Here is a 21,928-nt window from a genome sequence, read left to right as displayed (position 1 = left end):
TCCCGATAGTCACTTTTTTCTTTTGTCGCGAATGAGAAACAATTCCTTTACGAACCCTACCATGAACACATGCGAATAGGTATGCGTCTTTATGTCATTTACCTTGGATTGCTGTGCATCCCACAGGTAGGCAAGGCGCATTTTTGCTCTTCCTACCGGGAAATCTACGGTTAGCATCTGCCGCAAGGAGGGCTGGTTATGCAGGGAAGTGAAGTTTATCACTCCGTTCCAATTGCCTAGCGTAAATATTTCGTAGTACGATTGCCCGTAATTGGGAGAGAACATGACGCCCATGAAAGGCAGGTTAATCTGATAACGCAAAGAAATCGGATAGTTCTTAATTCGCAAATCCCATATTGCCATTCCCGATGCATCCAGGTTGATGTAAGCACGCGCCTGTGCCGGGTTGTTACCGTTGCGCAGACTGTATACAAAACCACCGTTCAGATCAATAAGTCCTCCGGCAAGTAATTTAAAGTTTGGAGTAATAGGGAAATTGTAATGTAATCCGTAGTTCCAGTTGGCCAGCCCGGAGAACATATTGTTATTGTCCACACGGTTATGGGTATAACCAATGTCTGCCTGGAAGAAACTTTGCAAGGATACATTGCCATTCATCCACTTGGTCATGCGCATGCTTTCACGGGAAATACGGAAGTCGATACCCTTGTATTCCTGTGGTGACAGATAAGTGTCGAATACATTGGCATAGCCTACGCCATACATGGTGGCCCGGGTTACAAAGCGTGTTCTTGCCGAAGAGTCGGCCCTCAGTTCCTGTAGCGCCCTTTCTTCAACGCTTTGCGCTTTTACGCTTCCGCCCGGTCCGAACAGCAGGCATGCGGCTATTATACCTATTCTATATAAACTCATTAATATAGTTGCTTATCACTAATCACTAATCGTTAATCACTTAGAACAGTTTCATCTGCCCCGTTATTTCATCCCGGATGTCGTCTTCGCTCTTGCCATGATCGGGGTCCAGGATTTCGGGTTCTTCCTCTTCCTGTTCCTCCGTTTCTTCCGGAGCTTCGGGCTGTCGTGTCGGTTCCAGTTCATTCACAGTCTCCAGTGTAAAGGTAGTAATACGCTTACCTTTTGCCTTGAAGCCTTTCACGGCAATAAATTCGTCTGCTTCTATAATTAGCGGCTCACGGAAACTGTCATGACCACCGAATATGACTTCCAGACGCGGATAACATTCGTCTGTCAATAAAATCAGCCTGCTGTTTTTATTTTCTCCCAGATAGTTCTGCTTACGGTTGGTTGCTTCCATGCAGAAACGCTTGATGTAGGGCAGATTCTGCTGGTCCGCATCATAAAGCACGGCAGTCCATATCTTGTTCGCGTCAAACTTTTCCAGTATGCGGATATTGGGCTCATAATGGTTGCTGAGGTCGAAGTTGGTGATGTAGAAATCGCCGTTGTCATGTACCACCAGGATGCTGTCTTCACTTTGGAATTCTCCCAGATATTCACCACGTCCGTCGTAGTTGAGGCGAAGCACATCACGGTCGAACCATACTTTGCGTCCGCCCAATGTGGAGCCACCGCGTTGTTTCAGGGCAATCTTATGCACCGGCAGCTTGGTCAGGATATTACCCCTTGCCTGGCGACCCTTGATGCTGACTGCACTGAAGTCTTCTTCAAAAATAATGCGGCGCACGCGGGGATTGGGTTTCAGTGTCACCTTGATGACTTCCGCTTCACCGTTGGGATTGGCGGTGAAATACATGATGCGTGAGTCGGGTGTGCCTTGCGTCACATCATATTCGCGGTCGCGGATAATACTTGTTACGGCAAACCGTTTGATGTATTGTGTCCCTTCTTTTCCGTCGCGATAAACCACATTGTATATGGTGCGCTTATCGTTCTTCTTGAATACATTGGCATAGAGAATATTCTTTCCAACGAATTTCTTGTCGGATACGGGAGTAACCAAATAACGTCCGTCGCGGAAGAAGATGATGACATCATCAAGGCTTGAACAGTTGCAGAGGAATTCATCTTTCTTCAAAGCTGTGCCGATAAATCCTTCTTCGCGGTTGATATATAATTTCTCGTTGGCTTCCACTACCTTGCTTGCCTCGATAGTATCGAAGTTGCGCAACTCCGTACGGCGCGGGAAGTTTTTGCCGTATTTGTTTTTCAACATCAGATACCAGTCCACCGTGTACTCTATGATGTTTGCCAGATGGTGGTTTATCTCCTCTATATCTGTTTTCATGCGGGCAATGAGCTCTTCCGCCCTGTCGGAGTTGAACTTGAGGATACGTCCCATCTTTATTTCCATCAGCTTAAGGATATCCTCTTTGGTCACTTCGCGGATGAATAGAGGGTAGAAAGGTGTCAGGCGCTCATCAATGTGCTCGCAGGCTGCATCCATGTTCTTGGCTTGTTCAAATCCCTCGTCCTTATAGATGCGTTCTTCGATGAATATCTTTTCCAGTGAAGCGAAGTGTAGGCTTTCCAGTATCTCGTCTTTACGTATCTCCAGTTCGCGGCGTAGAAGAGCCAAGGTATTGTCTACCGATTTTCTCAGCACATCACTCACAGTGAGGAAGTGCGGTTTCTGGTCATCGATGACGCAGCAGTTGGGCGATATGCTTACTTCGCAGTCCGTAAAGGCATATAAGGCGTCGATTGTCTTATCCGAAGATACGCCGGGAGCAAGGTGAACCAGTATCTCTACATTGCCGGACGTCAGGTCTTCTACCTTCTTTATCTTGATTTTGCCTTTCTCGCTTGCTTTCACGATGGAATCGCAAACACTGGCTACCGTCTTACCATAGGGAATTTCCTTGATGGCAAGCGTCTTGTTATCAATCTTTTCTATCTTGGCACGTACGCGTACAGCTCCGCCTCGTTCGCCATCGTTGTATTTGGATACGTCGATGCTGCCGCCCGTCTGGAAATCCGGATAGAGTTTGAATTCCTCTTCGTGCAGATAGTTGATGGATGCATCACAAAGTTCATTGAAATTGTGGGGAAGTATCTTGGATGAAAGACCTACCGCAATACCTTCTACGCCCTGTGCCAATAGCAAAGGGAATTTTACAGGCTGGGTTACCGGTTCTTTGTTTCGTCCGTCATAAGAAAGTTTCCATTCGGTGGTTTTCGGGTTGAACACTACATCGAGGGCAAACTTCGACAGGCGCGCTTCAATATAACGGGGAGCGGCGGCGCCGTCACCCGTAAGTATGTTACCCCAGTTTCCCTGGCAATCAATGAGCAAATCTTTTTGTCCCAATTGCACCAGTGCATCACCAATGGAGGCATCACCGTGCGGGTGAAACTGCATAGTGTGCCCCACGATGTTTGCCACCTTATTGTAGCGCCCATCTTCCATTCGCCTCATGGAGTGCAGGATACGTCTCTGCACAGGCTTCAAACCATCATTGATGTGGGGTACGGCACGCTCTAGAATAACATACGACGCATAATCCAGAAACCAATTCTGGTACATACCGCTAAGCTGGTATTTTGCTTTTACGTCCTTCGTGTCAGCGGGTTTATAATCCGAATGTCCTTCGCTCCCTGCCGGGAGTTCCTTTTCCAAATCGTCTTTCGGTGCTTCAAAGTCTTCGCTCATATCTGTTTTGGGAATATCTATTCTGAATAATCACTGTATTTCTCAGTCGAACGCAAAAATACAAATTTTCTCGGTAAATCCTGCAAATGAAGGTCTTTTAATTATTGGAGGATGATAGTGTGTGCCGCGATGAATACTGTCATTCGGCTTTTTTCCGGCATTCCGGATGACGCAGTTCGGTATTCTGATAGCTTGCCCGATAGCTTACATCTTCCTGTATAATTGGCTGGATGGCTTTGTAGTAAAAACGTCTCCGAGTCCTTGGGTATTTCTAATGGCCGGTGTCATATCCGCATTGGTTGCACTGTTAACGGTGAGCTATCAAAACCTGGAGAACGGCAACGGCAAATCCTATAGAATTATTAAAAACAGAATAGGTACCTGCACCGTACCCGGAATGTATCTGAGACGTACTTGCTCCGTACTTTCTTCGGTTAGGAGTACCTCTGAGCGAAGAAAGTACGGAGTATGTACGGAGCAAGTGCATCTTGGGTGCGGTGTGGATAGGGTAAAAACAGGAATTAGCAGTTGTACAGATTAAACGCCAGAATCCGATGTACTTGTAGCTCTCATGGGGCCTTTGGACTGTGATGAAAGAAAGTGAGCGCACCGATATCCGTAAAGGAAAAATAGGTTTCGTTTTCCAGAGTTTCAACCTTATCGAAGAGATGAATGTATTTGAGAACGTTGAACTGCCGCTTACTTACATGAAAATCAAACCTTCCGAGCGTAAACGCAGGGTAGAGGAAACTCTGAAACGGATGAGCATAGACCATCGTGCCGGCACTTTCCCACCCAGCTATCCGGTGGACAGCAGCAACGTGTAGCTATTGCCCGCGCCGTAGTAATTAACCCCATGTTGATACTTGCCGATGAGCCGACCGGTAACCTCGACTCCCGCAACGGAAAGGATGTCATGGAGCTTCTTCTTGAACTGAACCGTCAGGGAACTACGATTATCATGGTGACCCATTCACGTCACGATGCTTCGTATGCCCACCGGGTTATCAATCTGTTCGACGGGCAGATTGTGACGGAAGTGCAGAGCGAGAGTTTATTGCGATAAGATAAATTAATACCCCGCCTGCCCGACTTATGATATAAATCCCTATCTTTGTGGCGTTTTTTAATAAAGAACAGGATTAAAATTAATAGATATAACAAAAAAATGGCACAAGAAGACGTTTTTAAGAAACTCGTATCACACTGTAAGGAATACGGTTTCGTATTCCCCTCCAGCGACATCTACGACGGATTGGGAGCAGTGTATGACTACGGTCAGATGGGTGTGGAACTGAAAAACAACATTAAACAATATTGGTGGCAGAGTATGGTGTTGCTGCACGAAAACATTGTCGGCATCGACTCCGCTATCTTCATGCACCCCACTATCTGGAAGGCTTCCGGACACGTAGACGCATTCAATGACCCATTGATTGACAACCGTGACTCTAAAAAACGTTATCGTGCCGATGTGCTGATTGAAGACCAACTGGCTAAGTACGACGATAAAATCAATAAGGAAGTAGCTAAAGCTGCTAAACGCTTCGGAGAATCTTTTGACGAAGCACAGTTCCGCAGTACAAACGGCCGCGTATTGGAACATCAGGCTAAACGTGATGCTTTGCACGAACGTTTTGCCAAGGCGCTTAATGATAATAACCTTGATGAGCTTCGCCAGATTATTCTGGATGAAGAAATCGTTTGCCCCATCAGCGGTACAAAGAACTGGACGGAGGTTCGTCAGTTCAACCTGATGTTCTCTACTGAAATGGGGTCTACTTCTGATGGTGCCATGAAGATTTATCTGCGTCCGGAAACAGCTCAGGGTATCTTTGTAAACTACTTGAATGTACAGAAGACCGGTCGTATGAAGATACCTTTCGGTATTGCACAGATCGGTAAGGCTTTCCGTAACGAAATTGTTGCCCGTCAGTTCATCTTCCGCATGCGTGAGTTCGAGCAGATGGAGATGCAGTTCTTCGTGAAGCCGGGCACTGAACTGGATTGGTTCAAGAAGTGGAAAGAAATCCGCCTGAAATGGCATAAGGCACTGGGCTTTGGTGACGACCATTATCGTTATCATGACCATGATAAATTGGCTCATTACGCCAATGCTGCTACAGATATCGAGTTCCTGATGCCTTTCGGCTTCAAAGAAGTGGAAGGTATCCATAGCCGTACGAACTTCGACTTATCTCAGCATGAAAAGTTCTCCGGTAAGAATATTAAATACTTTGATCCTGAAACGAATGAAAGTTATACTCCGTATGTTATTGAGACTTCTATTGGGGTGGACCGTATGTTCCTCAGCATCATGTCTGCTTCTTATTGTGAAGAACAACTGGAGAATGGAGAAAGCCGCATCGTATTGAAATTACCTGCTGCGCTTGCTCCCGTGAAGTTGGCTGTGATGCCGTTGATAAAGAAAGACGGTCTGCCCGAAAAGGCCCGTGAAATCATCGACTCATTGAAGTTCCACTTCCACTGCCAGTATGATGAAAAAGATAGTATCGGTAAGCGTTACCGCCGTCAGGATGCCATCGGTACTCCGTTCTGCGTGACTGTTGACCATCAAACTCTGGAAGATAACTGCGTGACACTGCGTAACCGTGATACGATGCAGCAGGAACGCGTAGCTATTGCTGAACTGAATAACATCATTGCAGACCGTGTCAGCCTTACGTCATTGCTGAAGACATTGCAATAAGTAATACAATAAATTATCAGAATGAAAAAAAGACTCTTAGTATTTCTGCCTTTCCTGTTGCTCACCATGGGTGTGTTCATCTCTTGTGAAGAGGTGGAAGAAGAAGGGAAGTATTCGAATTGGCAAGAACGTAATCAGGCATTCATCGATTCAATCAAAGTGGTTGCAGGAGATAATTATGTTGTTACTCTGGAGCAATTGGAGAAGATCCAGGTGGGTGAGATGTTCTATATAAAAAATGAGTTTATCAGTACAGATAATCATCCTCAATACATATATTGCAAAAAACTTGTGAAAGATATGTCTGGGCAGCGTCCGCTATATTTAGAGCCAATTAGCGTCCAATATTATGGTACACTAATTAATGGCACTAAGTTTGATGGTACTTTTACCGGTTATAGTGCAATAGATCAAAATATCCCTAACCCGCCAAAGAACGAACCAACAGATTTTGATTCGCCAGTTACATTTAACTTGGCTTCATACACTACTGGATGGAAACAATTCCCGCAGTATATGCATACTGGTGAGCGTTGGATGGTTTATATTCCATGGGATTCAGCATATGGCTCTGGTGGCTCTGGAAGTGTTCCGGGATACTCCTTATTAGCTTTTGATGTGATATTGGTGGGTGTAGAATAAATTAGTTTTTAGTAATTCTTATATAATGAGAGGTTATTGCTTACTGGCAATAACCTCTTTTTTCTTTTAGGAATACTCTTTTCAATTGAAAATGTGTTTCATTATGTTTGAAAGCTAATCAGAATTATCACATTTTCTTCTTTAACGCCTTCACCCAAATCTTATATCCTTCTTCATTCAGATGCAATCCGTCACTGGTCAACTCAGTGCGCAGTACATTCGTCCCTTTCTCCGTGAATAGAGGGAAGAGGTTGATGAATGTAATCTTGTGTTCTTTGGCTAAAGCTTCCAGTTGTGCATTGATTTCGGGAACCATATCGGTTTTTCCGGCAAGTCTCTTGTATCGCCCGAAACTTTCATTGAAAGGCAGGAGACTTTGCAGATAGAGTTTTGTGTCGGGAGATTCACGCTGGATACGCTCTATGGTCATACGTATCATGTTGACAATGCTGTCGGTAGTGAGGTCGTGTGAAATGTCGTTGACACCGGCAAGGAGGAAAAGCTTTGCGGGATGTCCCGGGAGTATCTGATGCAGACGGTCGTAGATGCCCATCACTTCATCGCCGATAATTCCACGGTTGCGGATATTCTTTTTGTTGAGGCGGGCGTTCCAGTCACCACCACCTTCTGTAAGGCTGTTGCCTACCATAACGATGTCTTTGGAAGTGATGGTGGGTTCATCCATGAATTGGAGGAAACGCTTGTAATAATGCTCCGTATAGATACGTGGGATGGGGTAGATGGATGCAGCCACGGCATTGGATACCAGCGAACGCAGGCGTACTACGCTGTGTCCGTCCTCGGGATGCACGGCGTTGATGAGCAGGATAACCGAAGTGTCATTGTCCGGGTCTATTACGATGGATGTGCCGGTATATCCGGTATGACCGTAGGTGTTAGGACCGAAGTAATCTCCGTTGTTGGAAGCATAAGCAGTGAAATTGTCCCAACCTAAAGTGCGGCCTAATGAGGCGGTGGCACGGGGAACGGTACTTAGGGCTTTCACACCCAGCGGGCTGAGGATACGGTGTCCGTTCCACTCTCCGCCGTTTTGCAGGGCGGCACAGAGGAGTGCGATGTCTTCGGCACAGGAGAATACGCCGGCATTACCGGAGATGCCACCATTCATGATGCGGGCTAGCGGGTCGTGTACTTGTCCGCAGAGGACACTGCCGTCGGGTTGCTTCTCGGTGGGGGCGATGGGGCTATGCCAGTCTCCATTGGTAGAGGAGGCCCAATGGGCATCTGCTGTATTTATCCATTTCCCATCTTTATCACGTTTGCAGGGCAGGTAATCGGTATGGTTCATACCCAGAACATCAAATAGATTTTCGCGGGCGAAGTCACGCAAGGACTGTCCGCTAACGGTTTCGATGATACGTTGCAGGGTGATGTAGTTGAGGCAACTGTATTGAAAGTCGGTCTGAGGCTTGAAGTCGCGGCGGCAGTTGGCAATGTATTCTATTAATCCATCGGGATTGGGGGAACTGTATTGCTTTTCCAACTCGGATGTCGGAGCATAAGGAGGAAGACCGGAAGTATGCGTCAACAGGTCGGCGATGCGGATGACTTTTTTATCTTTTCCATCTTCGCTTACCCAATTCTTGAAGCCGGGAATGTAAAGGCTGACGGGGTCCAGGAGGCGGAGCTTTCCACGTTCTGCCAGGATGTGGGTACAGATGGCGGTGGACATGGATTTGCTGCATGAGGCCATATCGAAAATGGTGTTTACGGTCATAGGCTCGGTGTTGGGATACACACACTTGTTACCATATGCTTTGAGGTAAGCCATTTTTCCGTTGCGTACCACGGCTAGTACGGCACCGGGAATGTCCTTATTGGCGATGGCGGTTTCTATAGCTTCATCAGCATACATCAAATGACGGGAATCCATGCCGACTTGTTCGGGGGCAACACGTTGCAAGGTTTGTGCATTGGCTTGCAGGGCAAGCAATGCAAGGAAAAGGAAGGAGGGGATTAGTTTCATAATATTGGGTGTTATCAATGAATCAGAGAGTTAATGATATTGAATGATTTGGAAGACTAACTTCATTCCCCTCCTCCAGTCGGAGGAGGGGTACCCGAAGGGTGGGGTGGTAGGCGAGAAAAGAATTCCTTATTTTATGATTAATAGGTATTTTATTGTTTACCTACCACCTCCCCCTACGGGTACTCCTCCTCCCAGGAGGAGGAGAATTAAGTTACTTCTTTAAACAGTTTTCTTTAAGTTACTTCTTTAAGTTATCTTTTTAGGATTCATTTTCCTCTGTAGGCATCTACCGCCTTCTTCACCGAGCCGTGCATCAGCAGCAGTGCTTTCGCCTTACCATAGTCCAGACCAAGTTCTTCTACAATCATGCGTGTGCCACGGTCCACTAACTTTTGATTGCTCAATTGCATATTCACCATTTTGTTGCCTTTCACACGGCCCAGTTGTATCATGACGGAAGTGGTAATCATGTTCAGTATCATCTTCTGTCCTGTACCCGATTTCATGCGTGAACTCCCTGTCACATATTCCGGACCGACTACCATTTCGATAGGCACATCTGCTTCGGCCGCCATTGGCGAGTCGGGGTTACTGGTGATGCACCCTGTGAGAATGCCGTGCTCACGAGCTTTCTGCATGGCGCCAATCACGTAGGGAGTGGTGCCGGATGCTGCAATACCGATGACGGTGTCTTTGTCGGTAATGTTACGCTCAATGAGTTCTTCCCAACCTCGGCGAGTGTCGTCTTCCGCATTTTCCACCGGGTTGCGCAAGGCGGTGTCACCACCTGCTATCAGTCCGATAACAAGAGTCGGTGGCATACCGAATGTAGGTGGTATCTCCGATGCGTCCAATACTCCCAGGCGTCCGCTGGTGCCGGCGCCCATATAGAAGATGCGTCCACCCTGTTTCATGCGCGGAACGATCAGGTTTACCAGTTTCTCAATCTGCGGAATAGCTTTCTGTACAGCCAATGCCACTTTCTGGTCTTCTGTGTTGATGTCCTCTAATATTTCGCGGACAGATTTCTTCTCTAAGTCGTTGTAGAGCGAAGGTTGCTCTGATATCTTTATGAATGCCATGATGATGATTTAATTTTTAATTTTTAATTGTCAATTGTGCTGTGATATTTAATCAGGCCTTCCATCGGACTTTTGAGGATGGTGCCCAATTGAATGCCCATTTCTTGTGCTGCTTCGGCAAGCACTTCTTTGTAATGGAATGCTACGGAACCGATGAAATGCACTTTGCTATGTTCATAGTCATACTGCATGACATTTCTTTTCAGGAAAGCCTTGAAGCTATTCAGTACAAGCATGCGCACACAAGGTTCGTCCAGATTCTGTGCAAGGAAGGGGGATAGGCTTGCAAGGAAACGATTGGGGAACGGCTTGCGGTATACACGGTCGATGATGTCCCCCGGTTCCAGATTGAACTGCTTGAGAAACTTCTCTTTCAGTTCCGGCGTCATCTGGTTCTTTAGAATGTCGCCTACCAGCAATTTGCCCAGACAGGCGCCACTACCTTCGTCACCGAGGATAAAACCCAGGGGAGAAACATTGGCTCCTATATGTTTGCCGTCATAATAACACGAGTTGGAACCTGTGCCCATGATGCAGGCTATGCCCGGTTCATGTCCGCAAAGTCCGCGGGCGGCGGCAAGCATGTCTGTATTCACTTCTACTTCGTCGCCGGATACCCGGATATGCCGGGTGATGGCACGGTGCACCATTGCAATTTTGTCGGGGAAGCCACAGCCGGCGCCATAAAAGTACACAGCGTCGAAGGCATTAGTTGTTAACTGGGGCAGCAGCGCTGTCGCAATTTCATTACTGATTTCCTCTTCCGACTGAAAGAAAGGATTGGTACCTTTCGTGAAAATCTGCTGGATGAGTTTACCATTCTCTACAACGCACCAATCGGTTTTTGTAGAGCCACTGTCTGCTATTAATATCATATCGTTCAATTTTAGTTGTTTACTATGTTGGTAACTCCGCTACTCCTTCTTATATCTTGATGTATATTTTCCGTTTATACAATTGATAGCCGATGCACCAGTTGATGGCTACGAAGAGCAATGCGTAAGCCAGTGAGCCGCCGGTTTCACCAAATACGGGCATAAGTACTATCTTATATAAGAATCCGTGTATGCTGATGCTGGCTTCACCCCAGGGGAACCTGATGCTGCCAAACAGGATGCCGAGCACTCCGCCCAGAACATACATGAATAGCGGGTTGACGCCGAAAGCTTCGAAGAAGGTGCACCATTTCTTATATCCTTTCACGTCGATGATCCAGATGAGTAGTGCAAGGAAGCTGGAGGCCAGTCCGCAAGTGGTGAGGACGAAAGTAGGAGACCAGATTTTCTTGTTGATGGGGCAGCCGTAGCTCAGCAGGAAGCCTGCAAAGGTAAGGATGGTGCCTATCAGGAATAACTTGATGAGATGCGAATTGAGCAACTCCTCACGGCTTTGTGCCTTGTTGCCGTCCAGCATCATCCGGCCTACGCAGAAGCCCAGTAATACGTGGGCGATGGAAGGAATGGTGCTTAAAAGTCCTTCGGGGTCGATGCCGTTATCTTTGTACATGTGGGCGGGGGTGAGGATGGCACGGTCCACTATGGAGAGTATGTTGGTTTCGTTATAGGCGAAGCCGTTGCCGCACATCAGCAAGATAAAATAACCTATCAGCAAGGTGGCAATAAGGTAGGGGATATGCCGGTGCTTCATGGTCAGGGCAATGATGGCGGTGGCGCCGTAGCATAAAGCGAGGCGTTGCATGACACCCAGAATGCGGATGCGGTCGAATGTCCATACAGCTTCCCAGAGTTGGGCGCCGAAGCCGATACCTTCACTGGGGTTCGTCCAGTAGTAACAGAACTTGGAGAACCAGCCGATGGCAAGGCCGATGAGGAAGATGATAATAGTACGTTTCAGTATCTTCATGGCGGCGGCGTGGCTGAACTCGAAGTTGTACTTCTTCAAGGAGATATAGGTGGAGATACCCATAATGAACATGAAGAAGGGGAAGACAAGGTCGGTTGGGGTGAGACCGTTCCATTCAGCATGGCGCAGAGGGGCATATATATGTCCCCAGGTGCCGGGGTTGTTTACCATTATCATGCCCGCGATGGTGACACCGCGAAGGATGTCGAGGGCAAGAATGCGTTTGTTGGTTTTTGTTTGACTGCTCATGATAATAAGTGTGTTAAGTTATTAGTTATCGATTATCTGTTGGTAATGGGGTTATTCTTTGTTTTCCGCTTTCTTCGTGCATTGGTCTACAAGGTAGGCAATGGAGACGTAAGGAATGCCGGAGTTAGTCGTCAGCCCTATTTCGCAGGTACGGCTGTTGGAGTAACCGATGGCAACACCGGAGGCTTCTATCTGCGGACGGAGCTTGCGCAGAGCATATGAGTTCAATTCGGGATGGGTGAAGCCACGGTCACCGGCAAAGCCACAGCAACCCACTTCTTCGGGAATGATGACATGTGTGGAGCAAAGCTTGGCCAGAGAGATGATGGTGTCTGCCAGTCCCATCTTGCGCATGGAACAGGTGATGTGCAGGGCTACGGGGCGGTCGGTCTGAGTGAAGACCAGACGGTCTCGCAGAAAGGTGTAGATGAACTCGGCGGGTTCATAGAGTCTCATCTTTTTGATGGTTTCGCGCATGCGGTGCAGGCAGGGACTTTGGTCGCAAAGCACAGGGTATTTGCCTTGCTCACTGGCTTCCCAAAGGGAGGCTTCAAGTTCGGCGGCTTTACGGTCGGCGATGTCGAGCATGCCTTTGCTTTCCCAGATGGTACCGCAACAGAGCTTGTCCATATCTTTGGGGAAGATAACTTCATAACCGCCTTTTTGGAGGAGGGAAATCATCTTGTTGACCAGAGGTTGCTCTACAGGGGAGCGCTTAGGGAGGCCCATGGTTTGGTTGATGCAACTGGGGAAATAAACTACTTTATCAGCTACGAGTGACGAGCTACCAGCTACAAGTGCTGCGCTGTCATTCTGCATAGCACTCGTAGCTTGTAGCTCGTAGCTTGTAACTTTATAGCTTTTTGGCATGGCAGGCGTCCACAAAGGTATTCCCAATACATTATGCATACCTTTCGTGATGCTGCTCATGGCTTTTGTTCCTAATACGGAATGTCCGAAATTAGCTAATGACAGCACAGGGCGTAACGCACTTTTCACACCTGCGAAATGATTGGCAACGAAATCGCCTGCTTTATATCCGAGACTGCCTTTCGGCAGTAATTCCTGACGGATGATATGAGTCAGGTCGCCTGTATTGATATTCATCGGGCAGGACATGGAACAAAGACCATCTCCTGCACAGGTCTGGTTGCCCGGATAGCGATATTGCTTTTCGAGTAATGCCAGACGTTCCTGATTTTCTCCGCTTTGTTTCAGACGCGATATTTCCCGTTGTAATACGATACGCTGGCGGGAAGACAGGGTAAAGCCGCAAGATAAACAATTCACCTCGCAGAAACCGCATTCGATGCACTTGTCAGCTGAAAGAGCTACGAGTGACGAGCTACCAGCTACAAGTGCTGCGCTATCATCCTGCATAGTACTCGTAGTTTGTAGCTCGTAGCTCGTAGCTCGTAACAGCGGTAGCGGCTTGAAATTCTTGATATGACATTGCGGGTCATCATTGAAGATGACACCCGGATTGAGTAGGCATTTCGGGTCGAACAACTGCTTCACAGCCTTCATAGCCTCAAAGGCTGCTTCCCCCCATTCATATTTCACAAAGGGGGCCATATTACGCCCGGTTCCATGTTCGGCTTTCAGCGAACCGTCGTATTTATCGACTACCAGTGATTTTACGTCATTCATCAATTCTTCATACCGCTTCACTTCGGCATCGGTACTGAAGGACTGGTTGAGGATGAAGTGATAGTTTCCTTCCAAGGCATGGCCATAGATGCAGGCATCATCATAGCCGTGGCGGGCGATGAGTTGCTGCAAGTCGGCGGTAGCTTCGGGCAGGTCTTCGATGTGGAAAGCTACGTCTTCGATGAGACAGGTAGTTCCCGGCTGGCGCGTGCCACCTACGGAGGGGAATATGCCCGAGCGGATAGCCCAATACTTGGAATATTCTTCCGGACGGTCGGTGAAGTGTACGGGGACGTAGGTGCTGAAAGCTCCCAGACATGCTTCGATAGCCGATATGTTTTGTTCCAGTTCTTCACGGGTGCGGGCTTTGGTCTCGGTCAGCACAGCGGTGAGCCCAGAGGGGTCGGAGACCTCTTGCTTATACTTTATATATATGGGGTCGTCTACAGAAGAAAGACTCTTATAGTCCAGCAATTCGGCACCCTTCACAATCAATGAAGAATGAGGTATGAAGAATGAAGAATTACCTTGCGGCGTAATTGCGCAGCCTAATTCTTCATTCTTCATTCTTACTTCTTCATTAGAATGAAGTTCTTTCATCGCTACTACAGCCCGGCAGGCATCTTTTATACTCTTGAAGTAGAGCATTGCACTTGCCTTGTGCGGATAGTCGTACTCTGTGCGCATGGTGACTTGCGAGAGGAATGCAAGCGTACCTTCCGACCCCACCATCAGATGGGCGATTATATCGAACGGGTCGTCGAAGCGGACGAACGGCAGCAGGTTCAGTCCGGTTACGTTCTTGATGGAATATTTGTATCGGATGCGTGCCGAGAGTTCTTCGTTGGCACGTATCTCATCACGCAGTTCGCAAATGCGGTTGAGGAAATCGGTATGTGTGGCTTCGAAGGAGGCACGGGAGATGTCATCCCCTGTGTCCAATATGGTGCCGTCAGCCAGTACGATGCGGGCGGAAAGCAACACTTTGTCACTGTTGGCATGTGTGCCGCAGTTCATGCCCGAGGCGTTGTTCATGACGATGCCGCCCACCATGGCCGATTGCACTGAGGCGGGGTCCGGAGCAAACTTGCGCCCGTAGGGTGCGAGAATCTCATTGACCCGCTGACCGATGATGCCCGGTTGCAGCGTAATCTGTTCGTGGTCGGGAGAGATGCTGTACTTTTCCCAGTGTTTTCCGGCTACTATCAGGATAGAGTCACTAATGGCTTGACCGGACAAGCTGGTTCCTGCGGCACGAAACGTCACAGGCAAGCCGTAGCGGTTTGCCAATCTCAACAGGTCGGAGATTTCTCCTTCGCTGTTGGAACGAATCACGATTTGAGGAATGAGACGGTAGAAACCCGCATCCGTTCCCCATGCCAACCGGCGCAGTTCGTCGGTATATATCCTTTCTTGCGGGATGACCTGGGAGGCATCGTGCAGAAAGGCCATGTAGTTGCTCTTTGCCATATTGTATATTAATTTAACTTTCCTTTGTCCCCTGCCAGAATATACTGTGGAAGGGGATGAAATGAGTATACGACCGAACCCCATTAAGTATACGACTGAACCCTATTGACTATACGACTGAATAGGGTTCAATCCTATCCTTTTTCGGTACTACATCTTTCTTGTCCTGTTATTTGTATAAGTAGTATTGCTTCGACAGCTTGCGGAAGTCTTCTGCATCCTTATACCAATAATCGCGTACATCTTCCCAACGGTTGCGCTGTGAGAACCGCTTGCGTATCTCCTCCGAACCACTCACCATGTCGAACATCCGGAAACGTCCCTTGTCGGCATGGTCAAATACGGCGCGGTCAGGATAGAGTGCTGCTATCTCTTGCATCACCAGGAACTGGATGTCGCTCAACGGTGCTTTCTGCACATCCATGATATGTACCTGTACGCCTTGCAACAATTCGCCTTTTCCTACAGAGTAGAAAGGTTTCAGGTACATCGGCCTGAATATAACACCCGGCACGTTCAATGCGTTCAGGTTCCGCGCCAGTTTTTCAGCCTCCACCCACTGGACGGCGAACATCTGGAACGGTATGGTATAACCTACACCGATAGACATATATCCCAACTCACCCAAAATACCGCTTACGGGATAGAATATCGCCGAGTGCGGATGCGGGATGTGCGGGGAAGAGGGTACCCACTGCAGGCCTGTCTGCACATAGTCCATCTTGCGTTTCCAGCCTTTCATCTTCACAACGTGCAGGTTGCATTGTGCTTTCATCATTTTCTCTCCGTTCAGCATCAGTGCCAGTTCGCCGCAAGTGAGCCCGTAAAGGTACGGAATTTTAAACTGGCTGACAAAAGAAATGCAATTGTCTTCTACAAGATTGCCTTCTATCTTCAATCCGCCTACGGGATTGGGGCGGTCCAGAACGATGAATTCTTTACCATTTTCGGCAGCAGCCTCCATAGCCAGTCCCATCGTGCTGATATAGGTGAATGAACGGCAACCTATATCCTGGATGTCGTATACCAATACGTCAATGTCTTTCAGCATTTCCGGTGTAGCCTTGCGGGTTTTGCCGTAAAGGGAATATACGGGGAGCCCGGTGTTGGCATCCTTGATGTCCGTCACATGGTCGCCTGCATGCACGTCGCCGCGTACGCCATGTTCCGGTCCGTAGAGGGCTACCAGGTTCACATTGGGGGCTTCGTGCAAGATGTCGATGGTGGATTTCATCTGGTTATCCACTCCGGTAGGGTTGGTAATCAGACCTACGCGTTTGCCTTCCAGACACTTGAAGTTTTGTTCTTTCAGTACTTCAATGCCGGTCTTTATCTTAATCTTTTGCGCCTTCATTGCACCACAGAGGACGCAGAGGACACAGAGGAGAATATACTTTTTCATGATTTATGATTTGTAATTTATAATTTCTTGCTTATCACTTACCGCTTATTACTTATCACTTCTTCCCGTATGCCGGGTCAATCTTCCTATCGGCAAACACTGTAACCACGATGGTGGCGGCACAGCAGACAATTACTATCCAGAAGAAGTTGATGTAGCCGACTGCTTCCTGAAGGTAACCTGCAAACATGCCCGGAATCATCATACTCAAGGCCATGAAAGCAGTGCAGATGGCATAGTGCGACGTTTTGAACTCACCTTCGGAGAAGTACATCATGTAGAGCATATAAGCAGTGAAGCCGAATCCATAGCCGAACTGCTCGATGGCAATGGCTGTGGAGATGGCAAACAGATTGTCGGGTTGGATGATGGCGAGATAGACGAATGTCAGGCAAGGCAACGTCATGCATGCTGCCATCCACCAGATGGATTTCTTCAGTCCGATGCGCGATGCAAACAATCCGCCCAGAATACCGCCTACGGTGAGGAATATCACTCCGATAGTGCCGTATACAATACCTACTTCCGCCGTGGAAAGTTCCAGGCCTCCCGCTTCTTTGGAAGCTACCAGGAAAGGCATACACATCTTGATGAGGAATGCTTCGGGCAAGCGGTAGAGCAGCATAAAGGCGATGGCCAGCCATACTCCGGATTTAGTGAAGTAGGTGGCAAATGTGCGCCCGAATTCTTTGAATATGGCTTTTGCGCTGGCTGTGCCCGGTGTCAGGACGGACTTGTCGGTAGCAGGCTTGGGTATTGCAAAGAGGTGATAGAAAGTCACCAGACTGAAGATGACGGCTGTAACCAGCATCGTGATAGTCCACGACAGTGGGATGTTTTTGTACTTCAGCTCGATGGCACCGGCAATGGCTACGAGCACTCCTTGCCCGAAGATGGATGCAAGGCGATAGAAAGTGCTTCGGATGCCGACGAATGCCGCCTGGTCGCTCTGCTTCAATGCCAGCATATAGAAGCCGTCGGCGGCAATATCGTGTGTGGCGGAGGCGAATGCCGTAATGATGAAAAGAAACAATGTAATAGTGAACATACTGATGGGAGTTGTTCCGGCTGCTATCATTGCTTCATCCGGTTTCGGAATGGACAGTGTCAACAGAATGAATGCTATCGACATCAGGATTTGCATGGAGACAATCCACCATCGCTTGGTCTTGATGATGTCGATGAACGGGCTCCAGAAGGGCTTGATGGTCCAGGGTAGATACAGCAAACTCGTAAACAAGGCCATCTCTCCATTGGGAACGCCCATCTTGGCAAACATCAGTACCGAGATGTTATTGACAATGAAGTAGGGGATGCCTTGTGCAAAGTATAAGGTAGGTACCCATGCCCACGGTGATATTCTTTTTGTACTGTTCATGATATTAATAGGTTATTGTTTTGTTAGATTATTCATATAGTTTGTCGATACTTGCACCGATGTAGTAGTGCAGCAGTATCGCGTCATACTTATAGCCTTGTTCACCCATAACGGCAGCTCCTATCTGGCAAAGACCTACGCCGTGTCCCCAGCCGGCTCCGGTGAGGATGAAGCGTCCCGGGATGCCTTCTTTGCTGATATCTTCTTTATCTACAACAAATGCGGAACTGTACAGGTGTGAAGTAGACAATGTGCGACGTATTTCCAGCTCCTTGCCGATGGTAAGCGTTTTCTTAGTCCCTACGATTTTCAGTTTCCAGAGACGGCCGGAGGTACCACGGGCTACAGGGATGAGGTCGATGATTTGCCCGTAGTCCACGCCGGAGCGTTTCAGTATCAGGGCGGATAATTCATCCTGGGTGTATTCCACTCGCCAACGATAGAAGTCGGTAGTCTCCTGGTCGTAGTTATTCAGTACCTGGGAGAGGACTTTCTTGTCTGTGGTGTTGCAGAAGGCTGGCGGTGAGGTGCGAATCCACGTTTCAGCTTCCTGTTCATTTGTCAGATCGGCTACGAGTGACGGGCTACCATCTACCAGTGCTGCGCTATCATTTTGCATAGCACTTGTAGCTTGTAGCTCGTAGCTCGTAGCTATCCTGTCGCGTTGTTTGGTGAGATAGGGATACTTCACATTTTCCCAGCAATACTGAAACTCTTCGAATGCACCGCCGCAGCATTTGGAGAAGCGGGCATCGCATATCTTGCCGTCGAACGTCAGAAGTTGTCCACGGGTGGCGGCAATGGCTTGCTTTACGATTTCAGTGGAAGCGCGGGTAATGCCCTGGTAACGTTGACAATGATCGTCGGCACAAACATCGAAGCGGGTATGGGCATCGCGCTCATACCATTTGATGAATTCCTCTGTGCACGCGGGCGAATCATTATTCGCTTCTACAGTGTTGTGGGGACCTTGATTGGTCTGCATGTTTGCCAGCAACCAACTGCGCGAAATGACTGCATGGGCTTTTAGTAATTCCAGCGAAGCTGTTGCACTCATTTCACTGGAGATTACGCTTGTCAGGTAGTCTTCCACGTGGATGACGTTGATACCTGTCAGCTTATTATCTTCTACGATAATCTTTAGGGCACCCAGGAAACGCTGGTCTTCCTTGCGTTCCCAGTGGAAATTGATACCGATGGTGACATCCAGCAATTCAAAGGCATCGGTAGCTTCGTTCACCGGTTCGAACAGGAGTTCTTCATAAAGGCGTCCGTTCCACAGTATCTTGCCTTCGTTGTAGGTCACCACTTGTTTACCGCTGATTTCCATGCCGTTGATGCGGTATGGATTCAGCAGGATAAACTCTATCTGCGGTTCGAACAATATGCCTACGTGTACTTTGGGCTCTTTCATATATAATCGTATTTTAGTTGACAAGTTAACAAGATACAAGGACAGTGCCTTGTCAACTTGTTAACTGAGGTCTTGTTAACTATATTTTCTCCTTGATGCGTTGCCGTACCCGGTGGAAATCATCGGCAGAAAGACATACCTCACTCAGAATTTGTACCACATCTTCGGCTGTTATCTTCAGAAAATCCTTTTCCACCGGAGTGATAAATACTCCACCAAGATCAACGGAAGCGGGGCTGCTTAATAAGTTTGCCTCTCCCTCAGCCGTATAACAAGCCGGACGATGCTTTTCACGCGGGAATACACATACTATCCATTTCCCGTCTTCATACCATGCCAATACGTTCATCATCGGTTCATCATCTTCCGGTTTGATGTCCAGTGAATGATAAATGATATCGAACAGCGCAGCAGCATGTTTTTTATTGGCAGACTCGATGACAAGCGTGGTTCGTGGTGCATCGTTCAGATACCAGAGGGTGGCTTCGCCGTAATCCACTACTTTACCCGCCACTTGTCCGCGCCAGTCCTTTTCAATGGGCATGAAGCCCTTGTTGCCGGCCTGGAAGTGTGCATGGTCGGGAGCGGATGCACCGCATTTAGGACCGTTATAAAATATCGTGTAATCTGTCAGCGCCTGCGCCAATGCCAGCATATCATTGAAACGGACAGCTATTCGCTGGTCTACGTGTGCCACTTCCGGTATCGTCAAGTGGCGGGGAAAGATGGGGAACGGATTGACCAGAACATTGTAGTGTCCTTCGAACGGGATGCCTTTCTGTACCGGAGGCAAATTGGCAGGACATAGGAAGCATTTACGCTCCTTGATGGACTTGGCGTCTACTTTTGCTCTTGAAGAAACGATGCGTGCAGGGTTGAACTGTACCTTGTAGGGGATACCGTTTACGTCCAGTTCCTTCACTTGCACACCGCTAAGGGCGGCATAGTTGTTATGCGCCGTTTCCCAAGTGTCAAGTTGGCTGGTCAGGAGATCGTTTATCGTCTGGTTCATAATTATTGCTTCTTATTCATTGCTACACGTGCCTGGAGTTCCCATGTGCGGATACGGTCTTTGTACAGATTGTGACCGTTCATCTTCACAATGTCCAGTGAAGCATCCGAGTTATCGTCCCAGCGGCGGCACAGATAAACTACATCGTACACACGACCGATTTGATACTGACGGGAGAAGTTCAACCCCAGTGCATAGTCTTCACCATAGCTGGTATTCGGAACTTTCACTTCGCGCAGCACCGGAGTATAGAAAGCGCGTGGAGCACCCAGGCCGTTGATGCGCAGTGCATTGTTGCGTCCGTTCTCCGGTGTCCATTCTTTGTGGTCGATGATGCCCGGGGCAATCATATTCATATTGAAGTCTGTCATCATATATGTACCCACCACCATGGCACAATTCTGTTCGTAGAAGGCGCGAACCATGGTTGTCAGTGTATTTTCATCCTTATAAACATCGTCACTGTCCAGTTGTACGGCAAACTTGCCGCACTTGGGATGATGCACCCCCATGTTCCAGCAACCGCCGATACCCAGGTCATTGCGTTCGGGAATGATGTGGATGAGGCGTTCGTCACTCTTGAATTCGTCGATGGCTTCCGTCGTTCCGTCCGTTGAATGATTGTCAATGATAATCAGATTGAATTTGAAGTCTGTTTTTTGTTTCAGCACTGAATTGATGGCATCACGAATGGTGCGGATGCGGTTGCGTACGGGGATAATAACCGAGGCTTCATATTCGAAGTTGTCCGCAGAGAACTCTATCTGTTTGAATTCGGGGGGCAGATAGCCACCTATTTCTTTCAAGTGTTGTGTACACGCCTGTTCCATTTCAATCTGACGGGCACGGTTTCTCGGGTCTACATAGTCGAATATCTTTTCACCACTCTTGCGGGTGTCGTCTTCGATTTCGCTGTACAGGTATTCGTTGATGTGTACCAGGCTTTCTTGCTGGCTCAGCTTCAGGCGCAAGTCATAGAGTCCGGCAAATTTATATTGTCCTTCCTTCATGCGGGAAGCTGCTTCCTTGAAAGCATCCGTACGGAACAGGAGCACAGAGCCGAAGTCGAAATCATCACGCAGTGAACCGAACTGATAATCGATGACCGGAGCATTGGTTTGCTTGCCTTCCTTCACTTGGTAGCGGTCGGCATAGACCATGCCTGCGCCACTGTCTTCGGCAATGTGCATCATACGTTCCAGGGCAAACAGCCCCAGTTCGAGCGTAGTGTATTTAGTATAGATCAGCGTATACTCTGCATCGGTATGTGCGGCAATCTCCCTCATGGCGTCGCTGGACTGCATTGACTGCGTATGCAATGTGCTGCATCCAGGCAGATTCTCCGTAACGTCCGGCATAGCAAGCAAATAAATATTATTCACTAAACCGGTTGCTTGCAGACTCTTCACTGTATTTTCCGCCTGAATAATTCCCGCGAAAGGAACAAAACAATTAATCTTATTCATATTCTGTC

Annotated in this window: 15 protein-coding genes and 1 pseudogene; 4 read left to right on the top strand and 12 right to left on the bottom strand. The window is 48.1% G+C overall.

From position 1 onward, the window contains the following. Nucleotides 1–9: 9 nt before the first annotated feature. Both QZ135_RS02090 and QZ135_RS02085 read right to left on the bottom strand, forming a co-directional pair. Nucleotides 10–873, bottom strand: a complete 864-nt coding sequence (locus tag QZ135_RS02090) for a DUF3316 domain-containing protein (protein WP_294605500.1) — start codon at nt 871–873, stop codon at nt 10–12. 40 nt (nt 874–913) lie between these two features. Further along, nucleotides 914–3,592, bottom strand: coding sequence for a DNA gyrase/topoisomerase IV subunit A (locus QZ135_RS02085; protein ID WP_294605499.1), 2,679 nt, complete (start codon nt 3,590–3,592; stop codon nt 914–916). 166 nt (nt 3,593–3,758) lie between these two features. On the opposite strand from QZ135_RS02085, the gene QZ135_RS02080 reads away from it, so the two are divergent. From QZ135_RS02080 to QZ135_RS02065, 4 genes and pseudogenes are all read left to right on the top strand, one after another. Beyond that, the gene (locus tag QZ135_RS02080; protein WP_294605498.1) at nt 3,759–4,133 is read left to right on the top strand and encodes a hypothetical protein; all 375 of its coding nucleotides are present in this window, start codon (nt 3,759–3,761) and stop codon (nt 4,131–4,133) included. Between the two features lie 49 nt (nt 4,134–4,182). Then, nucleotides 4,183–4,658 (top strand): annotated as a pseudogene (locus QZ135_RS02075) (ABC transporter ATP-binding protein); the annotation flags it as partial. A 102-nt stretch (nt 4,659–4,760) separates the two neighbouring features. After that, nucleotides 4,761–6,302 carry a glycine--tRNA ligase gene (locus QZ135_RS02070; protein ID WP_294605497.1) on the top strand — a complete coding sequence of 514 codons (1,542 nt, stop codon included), beginning with the start codon at nt 4,761–4,763 and terminating at the stop codon, nt 6,300–6,302. Nucleotides 6,303–6,323: 21 nt separating this feature from the next. Beyond that, nucleotides 6,324–6,944 carry an FKBP-type peptidyl-prolyl cis-trans isomerase gene (locus QZ135_RS02065; RefSeq protein ID WP_294605496.1) on the top strand — a complete coding sequence of 207 codons (621 nt, stop codon included), beginning with the start codon at nt 6,324–6,326 and terminating at the stop codon, nt 6,942–6,944. A gap of 127 nt (nt 6,945–7,071) precedes the next feature. Here QZ135_RS02065 and QZ135_RS02060 read toward each other — a convergent pair whose 3' ends face one another. From QZ135_RS02060 to QZ135_RS02015, 10 genes are all read right to left on the bottom strand, one after another. Next, nucleotides 7,072–8,931: a serine hydrolase gene (locus tag QZ135_RS02060; protein WP_294605495.1), complete on the bottom strand. Its 1,860-nt coding sequence runs from the start codon at nt 8,929–8,931 to the stop codon at nt 7,072–7,074. Nucleotides 8,932–9,200: 269 nt separating this feature from the next. Next, on the bottom strand, nt 9,201–10,016 hold the full coding sequence (murQ, locus tag QZ135_RS02055; protein WP_009129560.1) for an N-acetylmuramic acid 6-phosphate etherase: 816 nt from the start codon (nt 10,014–10,016) through the stop codon (nt 9,201–9,203). 23 nt (nt 10,017–10,039) lie between these two features. Next, on the bottom strand, nt 10,040–10,891 hold the full coding sequence (locus QZ135_RS02050; RefSeq protein WP_294605494.1) for an ATPase: 852 nt from the start codon (nt 10,889–10,891) through the stop codon (nt 10,040–10,042). 49 nt (nt 10,892–10,940) lie between these two features. After that, entirely contained in the window at nt 10,941–12,128 is a 1,188-nt protein-coding gene (locus QZ135_RS02045) for a heparan-alpha-glucosaminide N-acetyltransferase domain-containing protein (RefSeq protein WP_294605492.1), read from the bottom strand. A gap of 51 nt (nt 12,129–12,179) precedes the next feature. Continuing rightward, nucleotides 12,180–15,248, bottom strand: a complete 3,069-nt coding sequence (locus tag QZ135_RS02040; protein WP_294605490.1) for an FAD-binding and (Fe-S)-binding domain-containing protein — start codon at nt 15,246–15,248, stop codon at nt 12,180–12,182. 169 nt (nt 15,249–15,417) lie between these two features. After that, on the bottom strand, nt 15,418–16,650 hold the full coding sequence (locus QZ135_RS02035) for a DUF1343 domain-containing protein (RefSeq protein WP_294605488.1): 1,233 nt from the start codon (nt 16,648–16,650) through the stop codon (nt 15,418–15,420). Nucleotides 16,651–16,705: 55 nt separating this feature from the next. Beyond that, nucleotides 16,706–18,028, bottom strand: a complete 1,323-nt coding sequence (locus QZ135_RS02030; RefSeq protein ID WP_294605486.1) for an MFS transporter — start codon at nt 18,026–18,028, stop codon at nt 16,706–16,708. Between the two features lie 28 nt (nt 18,029–18,056). Next, a complete protein-coding gene (locus tag QZ135_RS02025; RefSeq protein ID WP_294605484.1) occupies nt 18,057–19,442 on the bottom strand; it encodes a SpoIID/LytB domain-containing protein in 1,386 nt (461 codons plus the stop codon). Nucleotides 19,443–19,521: 79 nt separating this feature from the next. Further along, nucleotides 19,522–20,454, bottom strand: coding sequence for a DUF4922 domain-containing protein (locus QZ135_RS02020; RefSeq protein WP_294605482.1), 933 nt, complete (start codon nt 20,452–20,454; stop codon nt 19,522–19,524). A 2-nt stretch (nt 20,455–20,456) separates the two neighbouring features. After that, nucleotides 20,457–21,920 (bottom strand): glycosyltransferase family A protein, encoded by a 1,464-nt coding sequence (locus QZ135_RS02015; protein WP_294605481.1) that lies wholly within the window; start codon nt 21,918–21,920, stop codon nt 20,457–20,459. Between the last annotated feature and the right edge of the window lie 8 nt (nt 21,921–21,928).

Source organism: uncultured Bacteroides sp. (assembly GCF_905207245.1).
Lineage (GTDB): Bacteria > Bacteroidota > Bacteroidia > Bacteroidales > Bacteroidaceae > Bacteroides.
The sequence above is the reverse complement of the archived record's forward strand: the minus strand, read 5'-3'. Positions and strand labels throughout refer to the sequence as shown.